At 71.7% G+C, this 20,396-nt stretch carries 15 protein-coding genes; 9 read left to right on the top strand and 6 right to left on the bottom strand.

Annotation, left to right across the window (positions count from 1 at the left end):
• Window positions 1–38 precede the first annotated feature (38 nt).
• From AC2H4J_RS14420 to AC2H4J_RS14400, 5 genes are all read left to right on the top strand, one after another.
• Entirely contained in the window at window positions 39–1,229 is a 1,191-nt protein-coding gene (locus AC2H4J_RS14420; protein ID WP_487465560.1) for an acetyl-CoA C-acetyltransferase, read from the top strand.
• Window positions 1,226–2,257, top strand: coding sequence for a methylmalonyl Co-A mutase-associated GTPase MeaB (gene meaB, locus AC2H4J_RS14415; RefSeq protein WP_487465559.1), 1,032 nt, complete (start codon window positions 1,226–1,228; stop codon window positions 2,255–2,257). Before AC2H4J_RS14420 ends, meaB begins: the two co-directional genes overlap by 4 nt.
• Before the next feature lie 38 nt (window positions 2,258–2,295).
• Complete coding sequence (locus AC2H4J_RS14410; RefSeq protein WP_487465558.1) at window positions 2,296–3,765, top strand: phytoene desaturase family protein; 1,470 nt, start codon at window positions 2,296–2,298, stop codon at window positions 3,763–3,765.
• Between the two features lie 125 nt (window positions 3,766–3,890).
• Window positions 3,891–4,928 carry a M4 family metallopeptidase gene (locus tag AC2H4J_RS14405; RefSeq protein WP_487465557.1) on the top strand — a complete coding sequence of 346 codons (1,038 nt, stop codon included), beginning with the start codon at window positions 3,891–3,893 and terminating at the stop codon, window positions 4,926–4,928.
• A gap of 5 nt (window positions 4,929–4,933) precedes the next feature.
• The gene (locus AC2H4J_RS14400; RefSeq protein WP_487465556.1) at window positions 4,934–5,242 is read left to right on the top strand and encodes a protealysin inhibitor emfourin; all 309 of its coding nucleotides are present in this window, start codon (window positions 4,934–4,936) and stop codon (window positions 5,240–5,242) included.
• Window positions 5,243–5,275: 33 nt separating this feature from the next.
• On the opposite strand, the gene AC2H4J_RS14395 is transcribed toward AC2H4J_RS14400, so the two are convergent.
• Together AC2H4J_RS14395 and AC2H4J_RS14390 are read right to left on the bottom strand one after the other, a co-directional pair.
• Complete coding sequence (locus tag AC2H4J_RS14395) at window positions 5,276–5,806, bottom strand: C40 family peptidase (protein WP_487465555.1); 531 nt, start codon at window positions 5,804–5,806, stop codon at window positions 5,276–5,278.
• 360 nt (window positions 5,807–6,166) lie between these two features.
• Entirely contained in the window at window positions 6,167–6,799 is a 633-nt protein-coding gene (locus AC2H4J_RS14390; RefSeq protein ID WP_487465554.1) for a hypothetical protein, read from the bottom strand.
• 125 nt (window positions 6,800–6,924) lie between these two features.
• Between AC2H4J_RS14390 and AC2H4J_RS14385 the strand changes: the two genes are divergently transcribed.
• The 4 genes from AC2H4J_RS14385 to AC2H4J_RS14370 all read left to right on the top strand — a co-directional run bounded on the left by AC2H4J_RS14385 (window position 6,925) and on the right by AC2H4J_RS14370 (window position 13,014).
• Window positions 6,925–7,449 carry a MarR family winged helix-turn-helix transcriptional regulator gene (locus tag AC2H4J_RS14385; protein ID WP_487465553.1) on the top strand — a complete coding sequence of 175 codons (525 nt, stop codon included), beginning with the start codon at window positions 6,925–6,927 and terminating at the stop codon, window positions 7,447–7,449.
• 23 nt (window positions 7,450–7,472) lie between these two features.
• Window positions 7,473–9,152, top strand: a complete 1,680-nt coding sequence (gene icmA, locus AC2H4J_RS14380; protein WP_487465552.1) for a coenzyme B12-dependent isobutyryl-CoA mutase large subunit — start codon at window positions 7,473–7,475, stop codon at window positions 9,150–9,152.
• An 84-nt stretch (window positions 9,153–9,236) separates the two neighbouring features.
• Window positions 9,237–12,014, top strand: a complete 2,778-nt coding sequence (locus AC2H4J_RS14375) for a penicillin acylase family protein (RefSeq protein WP_487465551.1) — start codon at window positions 9,237–9,239, stop codon at window positions 12,012–12,014.
• A gap of 31 nt (window positions 12,015–12,045) precedes the next feature.
• Window positions 12,046–13,014, top strand: a complete 969-nt coding sequence (locus AC2H4J_RS14370; protein WP_487465550.1) for a tetratricopeptide repeat protein — start codon at window positions 12,046–12,048, stop codon at window positions 13,012–13,014.
• Window position 13,015: 1 nt separating this feature from the next.
• Here the strand turns inward: AC2H4J_RS14370 and AC2H4J_RS14365 are convergent, their stop codons facing one another.
• The 4 genes from AC2H4J_RS14365 to treS form a co-directional block, all read right to left on the bottom strand.
• On the bottom strand, window positions 13,016–14,416 hold the full coding sequence (locus tag AC2H4J_RS14365; RefSeq protein WP_487465549.1) for a neutral zinc metallopeptidase: 1,401 nt from the start codon (window positions 14,414–14,416) through the stop codon (window positions 13,016–13,018).
• A 102-nt stretch (window positions 14,417–14,518) separates the two neighbouring features.
• A complete protein-coding gene (gene glgB, locus AC2H4J_RS14360; protein WP_487465548.1) occupies window positions 14,519–17,092 on the bottom strand; it encodes a 1,4-alpha-glucan branching protein GlgB in 2,574 nt (857 codons plus the stop codon).
• A gap of 58 nt (window positions 17,093–17,150) precedes the next feature.
• Window positions 17,151–18,521 (bottom strand): maltokinase N-terminal cap-like domain-containing protein, encoded by a 1,371-nt coding sequence (locus AC2H4J_RS14355; protein ID WP_487465547.1) that lies wholly within the window; start codon window positions 18,519–18,521, stop codon window positions 17,151–17,153.
• On the bottom strand, window positions 18,518–20,350 hold the full coding sequence (treS, locus tag AC2H4J_RS14350) for a maltose alpha-D-glucosyltransferase (RefSeq protein ID WP_487465546.1): 1,833 nt from the start codon (window positions 20,348–20,350) through the stop codon (window positions 18,518–18,520). Before treS ends, AC2H4J_RS14355 begins: the two co-directional genes overlap by 4 nt.
• Window positions 20,351–20,396: the final 46 nt, after the last annotated feature.

Below are 20,396 nucleotides of genomic sequence, written 5' to 3'. Positions count from 1 at the left end.
ACGGCTGCCAACGGCGGCGGCCCGGCACTGGAGGCAGCATGTCCCGCTCCGTCATCGTCAGCGGCGCCCGCACCCCGATGGGCCGCCTGCTCGGCTCCCTGAAGGACTTCTCCGCGGCCGACCTCGGCGGCGTGGCCATCAAGGCAGCCCTGGAGCGGGCCGGTATCTCCGGCGACCAGGTCGACTACGTGATCATGGGTCACGTCATCCAGGCCGGCGCGGGACAGAACCCGGCCCGCCCGGCGGCCGTCGCCGGTGGCATCCCGATGTCGGTGCCGTCGTTCACGCTGAACAAGGTCTGCCTCTCCGGCCTGGATGCGATCGCCCTGGCCGACCAGCTCATCCGCGCGGGCGAGTTCGAGGTCGTCGTCGCCGGCGGCATGGAGTCGATGACCAACGCCCCGCACCTGCTGGCCAACTCGCGCACGGGCACGAAGTACGGCGACACCAAGCTGATCGACTCGATGGCGCACGACGGCCTGACCGACACCTTCGACCAGGTGGCGATGGGCGCGCTGACCGAGCAGGCGAACAGCCGCTACGACCTGACCCGCGAGGAGCAGGACGCCTTCGCCGCCGAGAGCCACCAGAAGGCCGCCCGAGCCCAGAAGAACGGAATCTTCGACGAGGAGATCGCCCCGGTCCTCATCCCGCAGCGCAAGGGCGACCCGATCGAGTTCCGCGAGGACGAGGGCATCCGCGCCGACACGACGGTCGAGAGCCTGTCCAAGCTCAAGCCGGCCTTCGCCAAGGACGGCACGATCACCGCCGGCACCGCCTCCCAGATCTCCGACGGCGCCTGCGCCGTGGTCGTCATGAGCGCGGAGAAGGCCGCCGAGCTCGGCTGCACCGTGCTCGCCGAGATCGGCGCCCACGGCGTCGTCGCGGGCCCGGACGCCACACTGCAGAGCCAGCCGTCGCGCGCCATCCAGAAGGCCTGCGCGCGGGAGGGCATCGACCCGAAGGACCTCGACGTCGTCGAGCTCAACGAGGCGTTCGCGGCGGTCGGCATCGTCTCCACCCGCGAGCTCGGCATCGACCCGGAGAAGGTCAACCCCAACGGCGGGGCGATCGCGCTCGGCCACCCGGTGGGCATGAGCGGCGCGCGGATCGTGCTCGACACCGCGCTCGAGCTGCGCCGCCGCGGCGGCGGGATCGGCGCCGCGGCGCTGTGCGGCGGTGGCGGTCAGGGCGACGCGCTGATCCTGCACGTGCCCGCCAAGGCGTGACGGAGAGCCCGGAGGCAACCGCGGTCCGGACCCCCGACCCCGAGGCCCCGCGGGGTCGCCGGGGGCGCCGGTCGGCCGACGTCCCGACACTGGTCGCCGGCGCACGCGCGGGCGACGCACGGTCGGTCGCCCGGCTGATCTCGCTGGTCGAGGACGCCAGCCCCGCGCTGCGCGAGGTGGCCGCGGCGCTGTCCCCCCACACCGGCCACGCGCAGGTCATCGGGCTGACCGGGTCCCCGGGTGTCGGCAAGTCGACGACCACGACCGCGCTCGTGCGGGCGTTCCGGCGGGCCGGGAAGCGGGTCGGCGTCCTGGCGGTCGACCCGTCCTCACCCTTCTCCGGCGGTGCGCTGCTCGGCGACCGGGTCCGCATGCAGGACCACGCCGGCGACGGTGGCGTCTACATCCGGTCCATGGCCTCGCGCGGACACCTCGGCGGTCTCGCCTGGGCCACCCCGCAGGCGCTGCGCGTGCTGGACGCGGCCGGCTGCGACGTCGTCCTCATCGAGACCGTGGGGGTCGGGCAGTCCGAGCTCGAGATCGCCTCGCTGGCCGACACCACGCTGGTCCTGGTCGCGCCCGGGATGGGCGACGGGATCCAGGCGGCGAAGGCGGGCATCCTGGAGGTCGCCGACCTGTTCGTCGTCAACAAGGCCGACCGGGACGGCGCCGACCAGACGGTGCGGGACCTGCGCTACATGCAGTCCCTGGGTGGCCGGTTCGCCGAGCCCGGGCACTGGCGACCGCCGATCTGCAAGACCGTGGCCTCCCGCGAGACCGACAACGGCATCGACAAGGTGCTCGAGAAGGTCGAGGAGCACCGTCGCTGGCTGGAGTCGTCCGGGGAAGGCCGGCGCCGCCGCGAGGAGCGGGCCGCCCGCGAGATCGAGGCGATCGCGCTGGCCACCCTGCGCGAGCGGCTGGCCGACGTGCACGGCTCGGCCGCGCTGGGGGCGCTCGCCGGAACCGTGGTCGCGGGGCAGACCGATCCCTTCCGTGCCGCCGACGAGCTGCTCGACCAGCTCTAGAACGGGCACGTCCGGCGCCGCCCGGCGAGGATGGGGCGGTGAACGGGAGACCTGACGCCGTCGTCGTCGGAGCAGGCCCGAACGGCCTGGCCGGCGCCCTGCGGCTGGCCGCCGCGGGACTGCGGGTGCAGGTGGTGGAGGCGGGCGAGCGACCGGGCGGCGGGATGCGCACCGAGGAGCTGATGCGCCCCGGCTACCACCACGACGTCTGCTCGACCGTCCAGCCCATGGCCGCGGCGGCCCCGTTCTTCCGCGAGTTCGACCCCGGGAGCCGCGGCGTCCGCCTGGTGCAGCCGGAGGTGAACTTCGCCCATCCCCTCGACGGGGGGCGGGCGGCGCTGTCGCTGCGCTCGCTCGAGGAGACCGCGGTCGGCCTCGGGGAGGACGCGGCCGCCTACCGCCGTCTGTTCGGCCCCCTGGTCGAGCACGGCACCGACGTCGTCGACTTCTTCCTCACCAGCAAGCTGCGCAGCGTGCCCACGCGCAGCCCGGTGGAGATCGCGAAGTTCGGGCTCAACGGCCTGCCCAACGTGCACTGGCTCGCGCACCGCTACTTCCGGACCGAGGGCGCCCGCGCGCTGATCGGGGGCGCTGCGGCGCACGGCATGCTCGACCTCAGCCAGCCGCTCACCTCCGCCCTCGGGATGCTGCTCACGATGCTGTCCCACCACGCGGGGTGGCCCCTGGTCGAGGGCGGCTCGCAGAAGCTCGCCGACGCGATGGTCACCGCGCTCGAGGAGCAGGGCGGCGAGGTGGTCACCGGCCACCACGTCACCGATCTGCGCGAGTTCGACGGCGTTCCCGCCGTCCTCCTCGACACCACGCCCGAGGCGTTCGTCTCGATGGCCGGCGACCGCGTGAACGAGGGCTACAAGAGATGGGTGTCGCGGTACAAGCACGGCGCGGGCGTGTTCAAGATCGACTGGATCCTGTCCGAACCGGTGCCGTGGACCAACCCGGACGTCCGCCGCGCCGGCACCGTGCACGTGGCGGGCACCCTCGACGAGACGATCGCGGGGGAGCGGGCACCCAACCAGGGCCGGCTCACCGACGAGCCCTACGTGCTCGCGGTGCAGCCGACCGTGCCCGATCCCACCCGCGCGCCCGCCGGCGGGCACATCTTCTGGGCCTACGTGCACGTGCCGCACGGCTCGGACGCCGACATGACCGCGGCGATCGAGAACCAGATCGAGCGCTTCGCGCCCGGCTTCCGCGACACGGTCGTCGACCGGTACACGAAGACCGCCGTCCAGATGGAGCAGTGGAACCCCAGCTACCTCGGGGGCGACATCTCCAACGGCCAGGCCACCCTGCGCCAGATGCTGGCCCGTCCCGTGCCGCGCTGGAACACCTACAAGACACCCGTGCGGGGCACCTACCTCGCGTCCGCGGCGACCCCGCCGGGACCGGCCGTGCACGGGGCGTGCGGGGACAACGCCGCCCAGGTGGCGCTGCGCCAGGTGTTCGGCCTCCGCAAGGTTCCGCCGCTGCGTCCGCCGTCGCGCTGACCGACGCGCTGACCGGCGAGGACACCACGCACAGGAGCGTTGACAGCGCGCGCGTTCGGCGGTCGGGTAACGACACCGCGAGCCCGGCGGGGGTGCGCGGACCGCGCTGATCTGGGGGAAAGACAGTGGCTGAACGCAATGCTCTGCGGTGCATCCTGCCGCCCGGCCTGCTCGACAGGCTCGCTCGCTCGGACGAGGAGGCCGTGCGGCGCTCGGCCCTGGACGCTCTGCGTCTGGACGCTCGGTTCCGCATCGCGCGGGCCGAATCGGCCTCGCGCACGGGCGGCAGGTCGACGGCGCCGGTGACGTTCGCCCGCATCGGCGGGAAGCCCAACCGGACGATCTACGACCAGGACCACGGCACCAGCCAGACGCTCGGCCGCGTCGTGCGGGCCGAAGGGCAGCCCGCCACGGAGGACGAGGCCGCCACCCAGGCCTACGACGGCCTCGGCTTCACCTACGACTACTACTGGTCGGTCTTCCAGCGGGACTCGATCGACGGCCAGGGGCAGAAGCTGGACGGCTGCGTCCACTTCGGTGACGCGTATCCGAACGCCTTCTGGGACGGGCACGCGATGTTCTTCGGGGACGGGGACGGCCAGGTGCTGACCCAGACGACCGCCGGCATCGACGTCATCGGGCACGAGCTGACCCATGGCGTCACCCAGTTCGAGGCCAACCTCGTCTACTCCGGGCAGTCGGGGGCGCTCAACGAGTCCGTCTCCGACGTCTTCGGCATCCAGGTCAAGCAGCAGGCGCTGGGTCAGGACGTGACGACCTCGGACTGGCTCATCGGGGCCGACATCGTGGGCCCGGCGCTGCGGCCGGCGCTGCGGTCGATGAAGGAACCCGGGAAGGCCAATCCGCACGACGACCAGCCGGCGGACATGGACGGCTACGTCGACGGCGGTGACGTGCACACCAACTCCGGCATCCCGAACCACGCCTTCTACGTGCTCGCCACGACCCTCGGGGGCAACGCCTGGGACGCGGCCGGTCCGATCTGGTACGCGACGCTGCGGGACGCCCGGCTCACGCCGACGGCCACGTTCCAGGAGTTCGCCCGGCTGTCGGTGCGGAACGCGATGATGGTCTACGGCGCGCAGAGCAAGCAGGCCGACGCGGTCCGACAGTCCTGGGAGGCGGTGAAGGTGCCACTCTGAGCGTCGTGCGCATCCGGGTCCGCCGCGTGGGCGGCATCGCAGGCAACATCGCCCTCGCGGCGGAGCTGGAGACGGCCGACCTGCCGTCCGGCGACGCGTCGCGGTTGGAGGAGGCCCTCGGCGCGCTGCCCTGGGGTGCCCCGGCCGCGGAGCCGCCGCATCCGGACGCCTTCCGCTACGAGGTCGACCTGCCCGACGAGCCGGACCGGGGGACGGCGGTGCTCGGGGAGGCCGAGATGGAGCGGGGTATGGAACTGCTGCGCACCCAGCTCAAGCGGCAGGGCGTGGTCGAGCCCGGACGCCGCCCCGACTGAGGGCGGCGTCCGGGCTCGAGGTCCGCACGGTGATCAGGCGATCCGGCGGGCGAAGTCGTAGCCCTCCATGTCGACGCTGCGCTGGACGACGCCCGTGTCCTCGGTGCCGGCGTCGACCATCTGACCGTCGCCGACGTAGATCCCGACGTGGCTCACCGGCTGGTAGAAGAAGACGAGATCCCCGGGCTGCAGGTTGGCCCGGTCGACGGGAGTGCCCATCTCCGACTGGCTGCGGCTGGAGTGCGGCAGCTCGATCCCGGCGGCGCGGTAGGCGTACTGGGTGAGGCCGGAGCAGTCGTAGCTGTCCGGCCCGGCGCCGCCGTACTCGTACGGCTTGCCGACCTGGGCGCGTGCCGTGTCGACGGCGGTCTGCGCGGCGGAGCTCGGTGCGGCGGTGGACGAGGAGGCGGTCTCGGCGGCGGTGGCCGTCACCGGGGTGAGGACCAGCGACATCGACGCCGCGGCGCCGGTGAGCAGGCCCGCGCCGAGGCGCGTCAGGGACCGGCCGCGCAGGCGGGCGCCGGGCAGGTCGTAGTCGGACAGGTTCGTGCGGGTGGTCGCCATGTGCGGCGGCTCTCCCTTCCGTCGTCCGCCGGAGCCATCGGCGCGCACGGCACCGCACAGCTCGGCTGGGTGGCGGATGTCGAGAACGCGGCTCGCGCTGCCGGGCGGGCCCTCGAGGGGCGCACCGCACCGGGCTGCGGCGGTACCGATCCGGGGCCACCCTCGTCGGGCGACGACCACCCGGCCGGCTCCTCCACGCTAGGAAAGGCCCGGCAGGACCTCAACCCGGCGATCGCCATGTCGAGGCGTCGACACGGCGACAAGTCGCCCGGACAGCGGGACTAGAGCGCCGGGTGTGGATCCGGTCACAGCGGAAGGGGCGGGGCTCCGAGGAGGAGTCCCGCCCCTTCCGAGTGGTTGCTAGTGGTGGCCGACCGACTGCCGCGTCTGCGTCGCCACCGCCGTCAGGATGGCCTGGTTCACCTCAGCGGGCGTGTACGTCAGGGTGTCCTGGACCTGGCCGTTCGCCTTGAACAACGAGACCACGTCGGTGTAGTTCGGCACCGTCGTGTCGGCGCTGGGGATCGTGACCCACGAGCGCCAGACGATCCGCGTGAACGCGGGCTGCATGTTCGCGCCGGTGAACAGCGGGGCGCCCGTCGCGTCGAAGACGGTCGTGCTCACGGCGATGGAGCCCTTCGGACCGGCAGCAACCTCGTCGGCGCACTGGTTGTTGACGGTGAGGTCGAAAGCGACCTGGTTCTCCGCCCGCGTGCCCTGCTGGATGGTGATCGGCTCGGGGAAGACGGGATTCGGATTGAAGGGGGGCGGGTTCGGGTCGACGATCGCGCTCTCGATCTGCGCGCAGCTGACCGCGGGCACCGTCGTGGTTCCGCCGCCGCCGCCGCCGCCACCGCCGCCACCGCCGCCACCGCCGCCACCGCCGCCGCCACCGCCGCCCGTGCCGCCCTTGGCGAGTGCGGGGGACGCGAACGCGAGCAGCAGGGCAGCCAGCACGGCGAGCACGGCGCTGAGCCTGAACCGGATCCTCATCGAAGCCTCCTGGGGTGAGCCCCCGTCTCGGTGGGAGCGCTGGTTGAACCGTCATGGACAGGAGGTGGCCCCGCCATTAGCCGTTGGTCGTACGACCTCCGGGCGGCGTCGGTAGCGTTCGGGGCATGGTGCGACCACTGGGCCTGCCCTTCGACCCGATCGAGCGGGCGGGGCAGACATGGGAGGAGCGCTTCGGTCCGGCGTCCGCGATGCGCGCCGCCACGTCGGTGTTCCGCGTGCAGCAGATCCTGCTCGCCCGCTTCGACGAGGTGCTCAAGCCGCACGGGCTGACCTTCGCCCGCTACGAGGTGCTGGTGCTGCTCACGTTCAGCCGCACCGGTGAACTGCCGCTGAAGGTGATCGGCAGCCGGCTGATGGTCCACCCCACCAGCGTCACGAACGCGATCGACCGGCTGGTCGCCGCCGGGTACGTCGACCGGCGTCCGAACCCGAACGACGGGCGTGGGGTGCTGGCCGCGATCACCGACGACGGACGGCGGGTCGTCGAGCGCGCCACGGCGGAGCTGACCGGCTTGGACTTCGGCCTCGGCGACCTGTCGGAGGACGACCGCGCGGACCTGTTCGACGTCCTCAAGCGGGTCCGGATCGGCGCGGGTGACGTGGCCGGCGCGGAGGTCGACGCCAGATAGTTGGACGTCCTACTATCTGAGTCATGACCCAGGACGCCCGGCAGCGGTGGCAGCAGCGGTACGACTCGGCCCTCGCGGCCGGCAAGGTGCGCGACGCGGACTTCACCACGCTCTCCGGCGTCGAGGTCGACCCGGTCTACGGGCCGGCTGACGAGTCGGCGGTGCCCGGGTTCGAGCGGATCGGCTATCCCGGGGAGTTCCCCTTCACCCGCGGCCTGCACGCCACCGGCTACCGCGGCCGGGCGTGGACCATCCGCCAGTTCGCCGGCTTCGGCAACGCCCGGCAGACCAACGAGCGCTACAAGATGATCCTGGCCGAGGGCGGTGGCGGGCTGTCGGTCGCGTTCGACATGCCCACCCTCATGGGGCGCGACTCCGACGACCCCCGGTCGCTGGGGGAGGTCGGGCACTGCGGCGTGGCGATCGACACCGCCGCCGACATGGACGTGCTGTTCTCCGACATCCCGCTCGACGAGACCACGACGTCGATGACGATCAGCGGCCCCGCCGTCCCGGTGTTCTGCATGTACCTGGTCGCCGCCGAACGTCAGGGGGTCGACGTCGGCCGGCTCAACGGCACGCTGCAGACCGACATCTTCAAGGAGTACATCGCGCAGAAGGAGTGGCTGTTCGCCCCGGAGCCGCACCTGCGCCTGATCGGCGACCTGATGGAGTACTGCGCCGAGAACATCCCGGCGTACAAGCCGATCTCGGTGTCCGGCTACCACATCCGCGAGGCCGGCTCGACCGCCGCGCAGGAGCTGGCGTACACCCTCGCGGACGGCTTCGCCTACGTGGAACTGGGGCTGTCCCGCGGGCTGGACATCGAGCAGTTCGCACCGGGCCTGTCCTTCTTCTTCGACTCGCACCTGGACTTCTTCGAGGAGATCGCCAAGTTCCGCGCCGCCCGGCGCATCTGGGCGCGCTGGCTGCGTGACGTGTACGGCGCGACGACCGAGAAGGCCCAGCAGCTGCGGTTCCACACCCAGACGGCGGGCGTCTCGCTCACCGCGCAGCAGCCGGACAACAACATCACCCGGACGGCGATCGAGGCCCTCGCCGCCGTCCTGGGCGGCACCCAGTCGCTGCACACCAACGCCCTCGACGAGGTGCTCGCGCTGCCGAGCGCGAAGGCGGCCCAGATCGCCCTGCGCACCCAGCAGCTGATCATGGAGGAGACCGGCGTGACGAACGTCGCCGACCCGCTGGGCGGCTCCTGGTACGTCGAGGCGCTCACCGATGAGATGGAGCGCCAGGCGGAGGAGATCTTCACCCGCATCAAGGACATGAGCGCGGACGGGACGATGACCTCGGGCATCCTGCGCGGCATCGAGGAGGGCTGGTTCACCGGTGAGATCGCCGAGGCCGCGTTCGTCTACCAGCGGGCGCTGGAGAAGGGCGACAAGAAGGTCGTCGGGGTCAACACCCTCACCGGCTCGGTCGAGGCGCACGACACCCTGGACATCCTGCGGGTCAGCCACCAGGTCGAGCTCGACCAGAAGGCCGAGCTCGACGAGCGCCGCCGGAACCGGGACGACGCGGCGGCCCGTGCCGCCGTCGCCCGGATGGTCGAGGTGGGCCGCACCGAGGCGAACATGATCCCGGCGATGCTGGACGCCGTCCGGGCCGAGGCATCTCTCGGGGAGATCTGCGACGCGCTGCGGGCCGAGTGGGGCAACTACACCGAGCCTGCCCGCTTCTGATTCCGAGACCGGAAGGGGCGAAGTAACCCGCCGGTAACTTCGTCGTTGGACGACCAACAATCGCCGATTCCGGTGGAGGTCGTCGTGCGGCGTGTGGCAACGGTCATCGTCACGAGTGCAGTCACGAGTGCGGTCGTGGTGGCGGGGCTCTCCGCTCCCGCGGCGGCGACCCCGAAGGGCGGGTCGGCAGGGGAGTATCCCGGCGTCCGCAACATCCTGCCGCCGGGCCAGTCCGGGTCGATCAACGCGGTCGAGGCCGCGCAGGTCACCGCGGGCAACCCGCAGGGTCGCGTCGCCGTCGACGGCAAGAACGCACCGCCGAACTTCGCCGACCAACTCGAGATGTACGACGCCCTCAACCACGCCGACCTCGGCGCGCTCACCGACGGCCAGCTCTCGTCGTTCTACAAGGACGCACCGCTGACGCTCGCCAACAAGGACGCCGTCCGGACCGACCGGCCGAAGTCGGGCGTCGTGATCCGCTGGGACTCCTTCGGCGTCCCCTACATCGAGGGCAGGACGCGGGAGGACGCCGCCTTCGGCTCCGGCTACGCCGGGACGAAGGACCGGATGTTCCTCATGGACCTGCTCCGGCACGTCGGAGCCGCGCGGGCGGCCGAGTTCCTCGGCCCGTCCGAGGCCAACGTGGAGATGGACCAGGAGCAGCTGCGGACGGCGTTCTACACCCGGGAGGAGGCCGCGGCGCAGATCGATGAGGCGGAGGTGCGCTTCGGCGCGGAGGGCAAGCGCCTGGTGGCGGCTCTCGACGCCTACATCGCGGGCATCAACGCCGCGCAGCAGGAGATGTGCCCCGCTGTCGTGACCGGTTCGGACTGCCCGGTCGAGTACGCGGCGCTGCAGAAGAAGCCGGAGCCCTGGACCCGCGCCGACGTCGTCTACGTGGCCTCGCTGGTCGGCGGCATCTTCGGCAAGGGGGGCGGCGCGGAGTTCGCCAACGCGCGCTGGTTCTCCCAGCTCGAGGCCCGCTTCGGCACCGACGAGGCCAAGCGGATCTTCGACGACCTCGCGCTGGCCGACGACCCGCAGGCACCCACGACGTCGAGCAACCCGGCGCCCTACGGCAGCGGCCCGGTGAACCCGGGGAAGCCCGGCGTGGCGTTGCCCGACCTCGACGGCGAGACGGCGCCCGGCACCGGCGCCGATGCCGGTTCCGGCGGGATCCCCGATCCGGGACCGGGCTCCCTGGCGGGCCGGTTCGGCACGCAGCAGAAGGCCACCGTCGTCCAGGGGCCGTTCGGTCCGATCGACCTCGGGGGCGGCGTCCCCGACATGATGAGCAACGCGGCGCTGGTCGCCGGCGACCGGACCGTCGACGGCCACCCGCGGGTCGTCTTCGGACCGCAGACCGGGTACTTCACCCCGCAGCTGCTCACCGAACAGGCCGTCGTCGCACCGGGCATCCGGGCGCGCGGCGTGTCCTTCGCCGGCACCAGCCTGGTCGTGGAGCTCGGGCGCGGCGTCGACTACGCCTGGTCGGCCACCAGCGCCGGCAGCGACCTGGTCGACACCGTCGTCGAGCGGCTCTGCGACCCCGCCGGCGGACAGGCCACCGTGCAGTCGGAGGGCTACCTCGTCGGCGGGAAGTGCACGCCGATGGACAAGCAGGTGCACGAGGAGACGGCGATCCCGAACGCGTCGAGCCCCGGAGCCCCGCAGACGTACACGTTCCTCGTCCTGCGGACCGGGCACGGCATCGTCCAGCTGCGGACGACGGTCGGCGGCCGGCCGGTCGCGATCGTGCTGCAGCGCAGCACCTATGGTCGCGAGCTGGACTCCGCGCTCGGCTTCGAGCGGCTCGGCAATCCCGACTACGTGAAGGACGCCGCCGGCTTCCGCAAGGCCGCCTCGGCGATCGACTACACGTTCAACTGGTTCTACGTCGACGACCGCGACATCGCCTACTACTCGTCGGGCCGGCTCCCGATCCGTTCCGGCGACGTGGACGGCCACCTGCCGCGCTGGGCGGACGCCGCCTACGACTGGCAGGGCTGGCTGGGCGTGGACCAGCACCCCCAGCAGGTCAATCCGCCCTCGGGCTACCTGGTCTCCTGGAACAACAAGCAGGCGCCGCAGTTCAGCGCGGCCGACGACCAGTGGGGCTACGGGCCGGTGCACCGCAGCCTGGCCATCTCCGACCGGCTCCAGGCGCTCGCTGACAAGGGTGGCGTGACGACGACGGACGTCGTGGCCGCGGTCCAGGGCGCCGCGACGGTCGACTCCCGGGCCTTCTACACGCTGCCGTCGCTGCTCGACGTGATCGGGGACGATCCCGATCCCCAGGTCGCCGACGCCGTCACGCTCCTGCGCGACTGGCAGCGCAGCGGTGCGCACCGGATCGACCAGGACCGCAACGGCTCCTACGAGGACCAGGCCGCCGTCGCGCTGTTCGACACCTGGTGGGGTGGCGAGGGGGAGGAAGGCGTCGCGCAGGACCTGCTGCGCGGCACGCTGGGGAACCTCGTCGGCGAGCTGCCGCAGCGCCGGGACGACCACCCGCGTCAGGGGCTGGGTTCCTCCTGGAACGGCGTGGCCTGGTACGGCTACGTGCTCAAGGACCTCGACGTGGTGCGGGGGAAGACCCCCGGTGCCTGGTCGCGGGCGTACTGCGGCCACGGTGACCTCACGACCTGCCAGGCGGATCTGCGGGCGTCGCTGAAGGCTGCGGTGGCCAAGGTGCTTGCCGAGCAGGATGTCTCGTCGGTCGATCAGCTGACCTACGACAAGCACATCGACGACATCCGGTCGACGACGGCCGGCCTGGTCGGGGTGCGCCCGATCGACTGGCAGAACCGTCCGACGTTCCAGCAGGTCGTGGACTACAGCGGCCACCGGCCCAGGTGACGGGATGGGGACGAGTGGGATCATGGCTGTCATGCAGCCCACTCGTCCCGGACGTCCCGACCCGCGCGCGCAAGCCCAGCAGGCGCAGATGGCGGCCGCCATGGCCGGCGCGGTCGATCTCGCCGCGGTGAAGGCGCGGTCCGACGCGGCCGCCCGCGCCCAGACGGCGCCGCCGCCCAGCGCCGCCGGCCCGGCCGGTGCGCCGGGCTCGGCCGTCCTCGACGTCACCGAGGAGACCTTCCAGTCCGAGGTCCTCGACCGCTCCTTCCAGGTGCCGGTCGTGCTGGACCTCTGGGCGGAGTGGTGCGGCCCGTGCAAGCAGCTGTCCCCGGTGCTCGAGCGGCTGGCTGCCGAGGGCGCCGGCTCGTGGGTGCTGGCCAAGGTCGACGTCGACGCCAATCCCGCGCTCGCCCAGGGGCTGCGCGTGCAGGGCATCCCGGCGGTCAAGGCCGTCTGGCAGGGGCAGCTGGTCGCCGAGTTCACCGGGGCGATCCCCGAGGAGCAGGCGCGGCAGTTCGTCGACGAACTGGTGAAGGCGACCACCGGCGGCGCCGTCCCCGGAGCCGACGGTGAGGCGCCGGCCGAGGTCGAGGACCCGCGCCTGGACGAGGCCGAGGCAGCCCTCGAGCGCGGCGACCTGGAGGCCGCCGAGGCGGTCTACCGGGCGATCCTCGACACCGAACCCGACCACCCGGAGGCAGCCCTCGCGCTGCGCCAGGTGCAGCTCTTCCGCCGCGCCGACGAGGCCGGACCCGACGCGCTGGCCGCCGCCGAGGCCGCCCCGGACGACGTCGCTGCGCAGACCCGCGCCGCGGACTTCCTCCTCGGCACCGGCAAGGTGCAGGAGGCCTTCGACCACCTGCTCGGCGTCGTGCGGCGCACCGCGGGTGAGGAGCGTGACCAGGCCCGCCAGCACCTGGTCGAGCTGTTCGCCGTCGTGGGCGACGACGACCCGCGGGTGGGCGCGGCGCGCCGTCAGCTCACCCTCGCCCTGTTCTGAGCTAGCGACCCAGGTCGCAGGCGTCCCCGCCCTCCAGGAAGCCGGTGCGGAAGGCGCCCACGAGCTGGAAGCCGGACGCGGAGGTGTTGGGGAAGACCTCGGGCCGGACGCCGTACTTCAGCAGGAACTGCACGGCCTCGTCGATGTCCCCGGGGCTGATGACCGCGCCGTCCGTGCTCTCGGTGAAGGCGCCGTTGAACCACTGCGCCTCGTACCAGCCGGTCAGGCACACGGCCGAGCGCGTCGCCGCACCGTCGTCCGTCGAGAGCCCGGCCTGCTTGCGCACCGCCAGCGAGTAGGGCAGTGAGATCGCGGTGGCCAGCGCGAAGTCCCCGATCTCGTGGTACGCCGGCTCGGCCAGGTCGGTCCTGTCGAGGTACACGGTCTTGTCGGCGGCGCAGTAGCCCAGATCACGGTTCCGCACGCCCGGGCAGTTCGGGGCGGTGCGGTTGAAGGTCTTCACCGCGGGCGGGCGGAAGTCGCGGCCGTACACCGACGGGAAGACGCCGGTCCAGAACTCGGGGAGCGTCGTGCCGACCCAGTCGTCGATCTGGGCGACGCTCGCGTTGCCCCCGGTCTGCAGGTCGCCCGCGGTGAACGAGGCGGCGGTGTAGAGGCGGTCCTCGCCGAAGTCGTCCCGGCAGGAGCCGACGCCGCCGTCGAAGCCCTCGTAGAACGCCGAGACCCGGTCGAAGTAGGAGCCGTGGGCCTGGCTGCCGTTGGGGTCGCTGCCGACGTCGTCCCGGAGCAGCAGGAAGCCGCGGATGACGTCGTCGAGCTCGGGGGTCCGCAGCGAGAGGTGCTCGGCCTTGCCGTCGCGCACCCAGCGGGTCCACGCCCCGGCGAAGCAGTCGGCCTGCGTCTCGTCCTGGATGCTGCGACCGCTGGCGGCGAAACCGAAGCGGCCCTGCATGGCGTGGCCGAACTCGTGGGCCATGACGACCGGCCCGAGGAAGCGGCCGTAGTCGGTCGAGAGCTCCTCGAGCAGGGCGCGGTCGTAGACGATCAGGTCGCACGCGGGGTCGTAGTAGGCGTTCCCGGCGACCTCCTCCGGTTTCGTCGGGGAGCCGGCGCAGCCGATGCCCGTGTCGGGGTAGGCGCTCTCGTCGACGGCGTCGGAGTCGACCGAGAAGTAGCCGTTCTCCAGCGGCCTGAAGTCCTCGCCGAAGAACTCCGGGTACGCCTCGGACCAGAACGCGTTCAGGTCGGTGAGGGCGTTGCGGGCGAGCTGGTCGACCGCGGTGTCGCCGGCTCCGGTGATGGGGAAGGCGTCCGGCGCGACGTCGACGGGTTCACCGGGCCCCGGCGAGGCCTGGCCCACGACATGCCTGCCGATGCCGCAGCCGGTCACCAGAACGGCCGCCAGAGCCGCCGGAAGGACGGCGCGCAGGAACCGTCTCATCCAGCGGTCCCCCTCGGTGGAAGGCCGGCCGGTTGCCGGCGGTGCGATCGGGCGCCCGCACAGAATGCCTGGTCCCCGTTCGCGGGGGGAGGGGTGTGACGGTCAGCCTTCGTGCAGGAACCAGACGGTGCCCAGCGGGGGCGCGGCAACCGTCGCGGAGTACGGCTGGCCGTGCCACGGCTCGGCCACGGCCTCGACGCCGCCCATGTTGCCGACGCCCGACCCGCCGTAGCCCTCGGCGTCGGTGTTCAGCACCTCCCGCCAGAACCCGGGTCGGGGCAGCCCGATCCGGTACCCCTGGTGCGGCGACCCGGAGAAGTTGGCGATGCAGGCCAGCGCCGCCCCCTCGCCCTCACCGGCGCCGTTGCCCGCGGAGCCGGGCTTGCCGTACCGGAGGAAGGACAGCACGTTGCCGGTGGCGTCGTTGGCGTCGATCCACTGGAAACCGGCCGGGTCGACGTCCAGCGACCAGAGCGCGTCCAGCTCCCGGTACCGGCTGTTGAGGTCGGTCACCAGCTGCAGGATGCCGCGGTGGGCGGGGTCGTCGAGGTGCCACCAGTCCAGTGAGCGGCTCTCGGCCCACTCCGAGTCCTGGCCGAACTCCGTGCCCATGAACAGCAGCTGCTTGCCCGGGTGCGCCCACATGTAGGCCAGGTAGGCGCGCAGGTTGGCCAGCTGCTGCCAGCGGTCACCCGGCATCTTCCGCAGCAGCGACCCCTTGCCGTAGACGACCTCGTCGTGGCTGATCGGCAGCACGTAGTTCTCCGAGTAGGCGTAGATCATGGAGAACGTCAGCTGACCGTGGTGGTAGCTGCGGTGCACGGGCGCGCGCTGCATGTAGGCCAGCGAGTCGTGCATCCAGCCCATGTTCCACTTGAAGCCGAAGCCGAGGCCGCCGAGGTGCGTCGGCCGGGTCACGCCCGGCCAGGCGGTCGACTCCTCCGCGATGGTGACCACGCCGGGGACCTCGCGGTACACGGTGGCGTTCATCTCCTGGAGGAACGCCACGGCCTCGAGGTTCTCCCGACCGCCGTGGATGTTGGGCACCCACTCGTCGCGGGAGTAGTCGAGGTAGAGCATCGAGGCGACCGCGTCGACGCGGATGCCGTCGATGTGGAACTCCTTGGCCCAGTAGAGCGCGTTCGCGACCAGGAAGTTGCGCACCTCGGGCCGGCCGAAGTCGAAGACGTAGGTGCCCCAGTCCAGCTGCTCGCCGCGCCGGGGGTCGGCGTGCTCGTACAGGGCCGTCCCGTCGAACCGGGCCAGTGCCCACTCGTCCTTCGGGAAGTGCGCCGGCACCCAGTCGACGATGACGCCGATGCCGGCCTGATGGGCGCGGTCGATCAGGTAGCGCAGGTCGTCGGGAGAGCCGAACCGAGCGGTGGGGGCGTAGTAGGAGGTGACCTGGTAGCCCCACGAGCCGCCGAACGGGTGCTCGGCCAGCGGCATGAACTCGATGTGGGTGAACCCGGCCGCGACCACGTAGTCGACGAGCTCGTCGGCCAGCTGCCGGTAGGACAGGCCCTGCCGCCACGAGCCGGCGTGCACCTCGTACACGCTCATCGGCCGCTCGTGCCAGCCACCGCGGGCGCGCTCGGTGAGCCACGCGTCGTCGGCCCATTCGTAGGTCGACTCGGTGACGACGGAGGCGTTCAGCGGCGGCACCTCGGTGGCGAAGGCCAGCGGGTCGGACTTCTCGCGCCACGTGCCGTCGCCGCCGAGCACGTGGTAGCGGTACCTGCTGCCGACCTGCACCCCGGGGATGAAGATCTCCCACACCCCCGAGGAGCCCAGCGAGCGCATCGGGTACGCGCGGGCCTGCCAGTAGTCGAAGTCTCCGGTGACCTTGACGCCACGGGCATTGGGCGCCCACACCGCGAACGAGACACCTTCGACGGTGCCCCGGGGGGTGTCGTACCGGCGGACGTGCGCCCCGAGCACGTCCCACAGGCGCTCGTGCCGGCCCTCGCGGATCAGGTGCTCGTCGAGCTGCCCGATCGTCGGCATCCAGCGGTACGGGTCGTCGACGGTGAAGGTGTTCGTGCCGCCCTGGCCGTCCGGGTAGACGACCTCGATGCGGTAGTCGCCCGGCTGCTGCGGCAGGGGCGCCTCGTAGATGCCGCCCGGGTGCAGCGAGGTCGCCTCGTAGCGGCTGCCGTCCTGGTCGAGGACGGCGACCGCCACGGCGTCCGGCCGCAGCGTGCGCACCACCCAGCCGTCCGCGGTCTGATGCGTGCCGAGCACGCCGTGGGGGTTGTACGACCAGCCCTCGACGACGGCCCGCAGGTCCTCGTCACTGACCTCCCCCGGGCGGGCGGACGGCGCGGTGGCCGTGGCCCCGGCCGGTTCGGCGACCGGTGCGGGCGGCACCACCGGAGCAACGGTCACGGACTCGGCAGGGGCCTTCTTCGCGGGCGCCTTCTTCGCGGCGGGCGCCTTCTTCGCCACCGCTCTCTTGGCGGCGGGCGCCTTCTTCGCCGCCGGCGCCTTCTTGGCTGCCGGCGCCTTCTTCGCGGTGGCGGTCTTCTTCGCCGTCGTCCGTGCGGCCGGCGGCTCCGCGTTCACGATCGGCTCGCTGCCCGCAGCCGCCTCGGCCGCTGCGGTCGACTCGTCCACGGCTCGCTGGAGGGCGTCCTTGTCGGCCACCGGACGTTCGTCTCGGTCCTCGGTCGTCATCTTCTCGCCGTCCTCTGCTGTGCTCGGGAGTGGTGCGGTCGCTTCCGTCGGGGGCCGGTCAACCTGACTCGGTGAGCCGGGACAACGAGTTCAGCGGGATCATCAGCCAGTGCGGACGGTTGCGTGCCTCGTAGACGCACTCGTAAACCGCCTTGTCGGCCTCGAACGCCCGAAGGAGTGGTGATTCCCCGCACGGATCGAGCCCACTGGCCTGTGAGTAACCGGTGCAGTACGCGCTGCGGTTGCGGGTGGCCCACTCCTGGGCGCGGTAGGCACGCTGCGGATCGTCGGGCTGCTCGACCAGCATGTGCCGGGCGGCGTAGTCGAAGCTGCGCAGCATCCCGGCGACGTCGCGCAGCGGGCTGTCCAGCTCCCGCCGGGCGGCCAGCGGGCGCGCGGGTTCGCCCTCGAAGTCGAGCATGATCCAGCCGGTCGCCGTCCGCAGCACCTGTCCGAGGTGCAGGTCGCCGTGCACGCGCTGGCGAACGACGGGCTCGTCGGTGTGGGCCACCGCCGCGTACAGCGCCCGCAGTCCGTCGGCGTGCTCCGCCAGCTGCGGGACGACCTCGATCGCCGCCTGCAGCCGCTCCGCCATCTGCGCCGCGGTCGCCGCGAACCAGTCGCGGTCGGCCCGCTCGGTGGGCAGCACCGCGGCCATGTCGGCGTGCACCGATGCCGTCGCGGCGCCCAGCCGCTCGCTGTCGGCCGCGAAGTCGCCCCCCACCTCGTCGGCGTGCAGGTCGCCCTCGGCGTACAGGTCGCGGACGCTGGCGGTCGCGAGCCGCCACCCGTCGCTGGCGTTCGGCACGAAGGTCTGCAGCATCGCCACCGTCGCGGGGGCGGTGGCCGGGTCGGGGTCGTCGATCTCGATGTGTCCCAGCAGCGGTGCGATGTGCGGATTCTTCGTCGTCCGCAGGGCGTCGTGGATCTCGACGTCCGGGTTGAGCCCGGGCTCGAGCCGGCGGAAGAGCTTCAGGATCGCCTCGGACCCGTAGATCAGCGACGTGTTGCTCTGCTCGCCGGACACGATGTCGCCCGGCAACCCCTCGGGGATGTAGGCGACGCCGGCCGGGTGGAAGTGCATCGGCCCGACGGTCGAGGCGTTGACCAGGTGGATCAGCCACGGGGCGGTCGCGTCCCGGTCGCGCATGGCGTCGTAGGCGTAGCTCTCGCCGTTGTCGCTGGGTACGGCGCCCACGAACGCCGACTCCAGGTCCTCGGCCGGGGAGTCGCGCCACGAGAGCGGCACCAGGTAGGTCTCCTTGTGCCCGTCGCTGTAGGCGATCCGCACCCGGTGCACCGACAGGACGGGGTTGCCGCGGTCGAGGAAGAACCCGTCCTCGGAGACGTCGGCCCACTCCCGGCCCTTGCCGCCGAACCAGCGCTGGTGCGGCATCCACTCGCGGAACAGCTCCGTGAGCACCTTCATCGCGAGTCCCCCTCGGTGTCGGGTGCGTTGTCGCCCGGTGTCTCTTCTGCGGCGCTGACGACGCCCGCGGCCAGGAGCGAGTCGGCGACGGAGCTCGAGGTGGCCTGTTCCCAGTCCTCGTTCTCCTCGGCGACGGGCTCGGCCGGCTTGGCCAGCTCGAACCAGTAGAAGCCGTGCCCGGCGAGGGTGAGCATGTACGGCAGGACGCCGATGTCCGGGAACTCGACCCGCCCGGTCAGCTCGATCGGCGTGTAGCCCTCGAACCGGCGCAGGTCCAGCTCGACCGGCTGCGGGAACCGGGACAGGTTGTTCACGCACAGCACGACGTCGTCCCCGAACTCGCGGACGAAGGAGAGCACCGTCGGGTTGCGCGAGCCGATCTCGGCGAAGGTGCCCAGGCCGAACGTGGGGTGCTCCTTGCGGACGGCGATCATCCGGCGGATCCACTGCAGCATCGACGTGGTGTTGCGCAGCTGCGACTCGACGTTGGTGACCTGGTAGCCGTAGACCGGGTCCTGGTTCAGCGGCAGGTACATCCGCTGCGGGTCGGCGGTGGAGAAGCCGCCGTTGCGGTCGGGGGTCCACTGCATCGGGGTGCGGACGCCGTCCCGGTCGCCGAGCCAGATGTTGTCGCCCATGCCGATCTCGTCCCCGTAGTAGAGGACGGGGGAGCCCGGCAGGGAGAACAGCAGCGCGGTGAACAGCTCGAGGGTGTTGGTGTCGTTGTCCAGCAGCGGGGCCAGCCGGCGACGGATGCCGATGTTGGCCTTCATCCGGGGGTCCTTGGCGTACTCCCCCCACATGTAGTCGCGCTCCTCGTCGGTGACCATCTCGAGGGTCAGCTCGTCGTGGTTGCGGAGGAAGACGCCCCACTGGCAGTTGTCGGGGATGTCCGGCGTCTGCGCCATGATCTCCGAGATCGGGAAGCGCTGTTCCCGCCGGACGGCCATGAACAGGCGTGGCATGACCGGGAAGTGGAAGGCCATCTGGCACTCGTCGCCGTTCTCGCCGAAGTACTCGACGACGTCGGCCGGCCACTGGTTGGCCTCGCAGAGCAACACGGTGTCGGGGTAGTCGGCGTCGACCACCTTGCGCACCTGCTTGAGGAACTCGTGGGTCTTCGGGAGGTTCTCGCAGTTGGTGCCTTCCTCCTCGAAGAGGTAGGGCACGGCGTCGAGCCGGAAGCCGTCGATGCCGAGGTCCAGCCAGAAGCGCAGGGCGTCGATGATCGCCTCCTGCACCGCCGGGTTCTCGAAGTTGAGGTCGGGCTGGTGGGAGAAGAAGCGGTGCCAGAAGTACTGCCGCCGGACCGGGTCGAACGTCCAGTTCGACGTCTCGGTGTCGACGAAGATGATCCGGGCGTCGGCGTAGCCGCTGTCGTCGTCGGCCCAGACATAAAAATCTCCGTACTCGCCTTCCGGATCATTCCGGCTGGCCTGGAACCACGGGTGCTGGTCCGAGGTGTGGTTCATGACGAAGTCGATGATCACGCGCATGCCCCGGGCGTGGGCGGCGTCCAGGAAGTCCTTGAAGTCCTGGATGTCGCCGAACTCGGGCAGCACCGCCGTGTAGTCGCTGACGTCGTAGCCGCCGTCGCGCAGCGGCGAGGCGAAGAACGGCGGCAGCCAGAGGCAGTCGACCCCCAGCCACTGCAGGTAGTCCAGCTTGTCGATCATGCCGCGCAGGTCACCGACGCCGTCGGCGTTGCTGTCGGCGAAGCCGCGCACGAGGACCTCGTAGAACACGGCGCGCTTGAACCACTCCGGGTCGCTGCCCGGCGGGGGGAGTGCGGAACGGCCGGTCGGAGAGGCGGGGACGGGAACGGTCATTGCGAGGTTTGGCCCCTCGGGTCGTACGGCGGATGGGGCAGGAGGA

The sequence above is a fragment of the Blastococcus sp. OS1-29 genome (genome assembly GCF_057628075.1).
This window is presented reverse-complemented; position numbering and strand designations above follow the sequence as displayed.

Bases quoted from the DNA above. Each gene is read 5' to 3' on its own strand.
- AC2H4J_RS14420 (WP_487465560.1), top strand. From the start codon at position 39: ATGTCCCGCTCCGTCATCGTCAGCGGCGCCCGCACCCCGATGGGCCGC.
- AC2H4J_RS14395 (WP_487465555.1), bottom strand. From the start codon at position 5,806: ATGGCGACCACCCGCACGAACCTGTCCGACTACGACCTGCCCGGCGCC.
- AC2H4J_RS14390 (WP_487465554.1), bottom strand. From the start codon at position 6,799: ATGAGGATCCGGTTCAGGCTCAGCGCCGTGCTCGCCGTGCTGGCTGCC.
- AC2H4J_RS14385 (WP_487465553.1), top strand. From the start codon at position 6,925: ATGGTGCGACCACTGGGCCTGCCCTTCGACCCGATCGAGCGGGCGGGG.
- icmA (WP_487465552.1), top strand. From the start codon at position 7,473: ATGACCCAGGACGCCCGGCAGCGGTGGCAGCAGCGGTACGACTCGGCC.
- AC2H4J_RS14370 (WP_487465550.1), top strand. From the start codon at position 12,046: ATGCAGCCCACTCGTCCCGGACGTCCCGACCCGCGCGCGCAAGCCCAG.
- AC2H4J_RS14365 (WP_487465549.1), bottom strand. From the start codon at position 14,416: ATGAGACGGTTCCTGCGCGCCGTCCTTCCGGCGGCTCTGGCGGCCGTT.
- glgB (WP_487465548.1), bottom strand. From the start codon at position 17,092: ATGACGACCGAGGACCGAGACGAACGTCCGGTGGCCGACAAGGACGCC.
- AC2H4J_RS14355 (WP_487465547.1), bottom strand. From the start codon at position 18,521: ATGAAGGTGCTCACGGAGCTGTTCCGCGAGTGGATGCCGCACCAGCGC.
- treS (WP_487465546.1), bottom strand. From the start codon at position 20,350: ATGACCGTTCCCGTCCCCGCCTCTCCGACCGGCCGTTCCGCACTCCCC.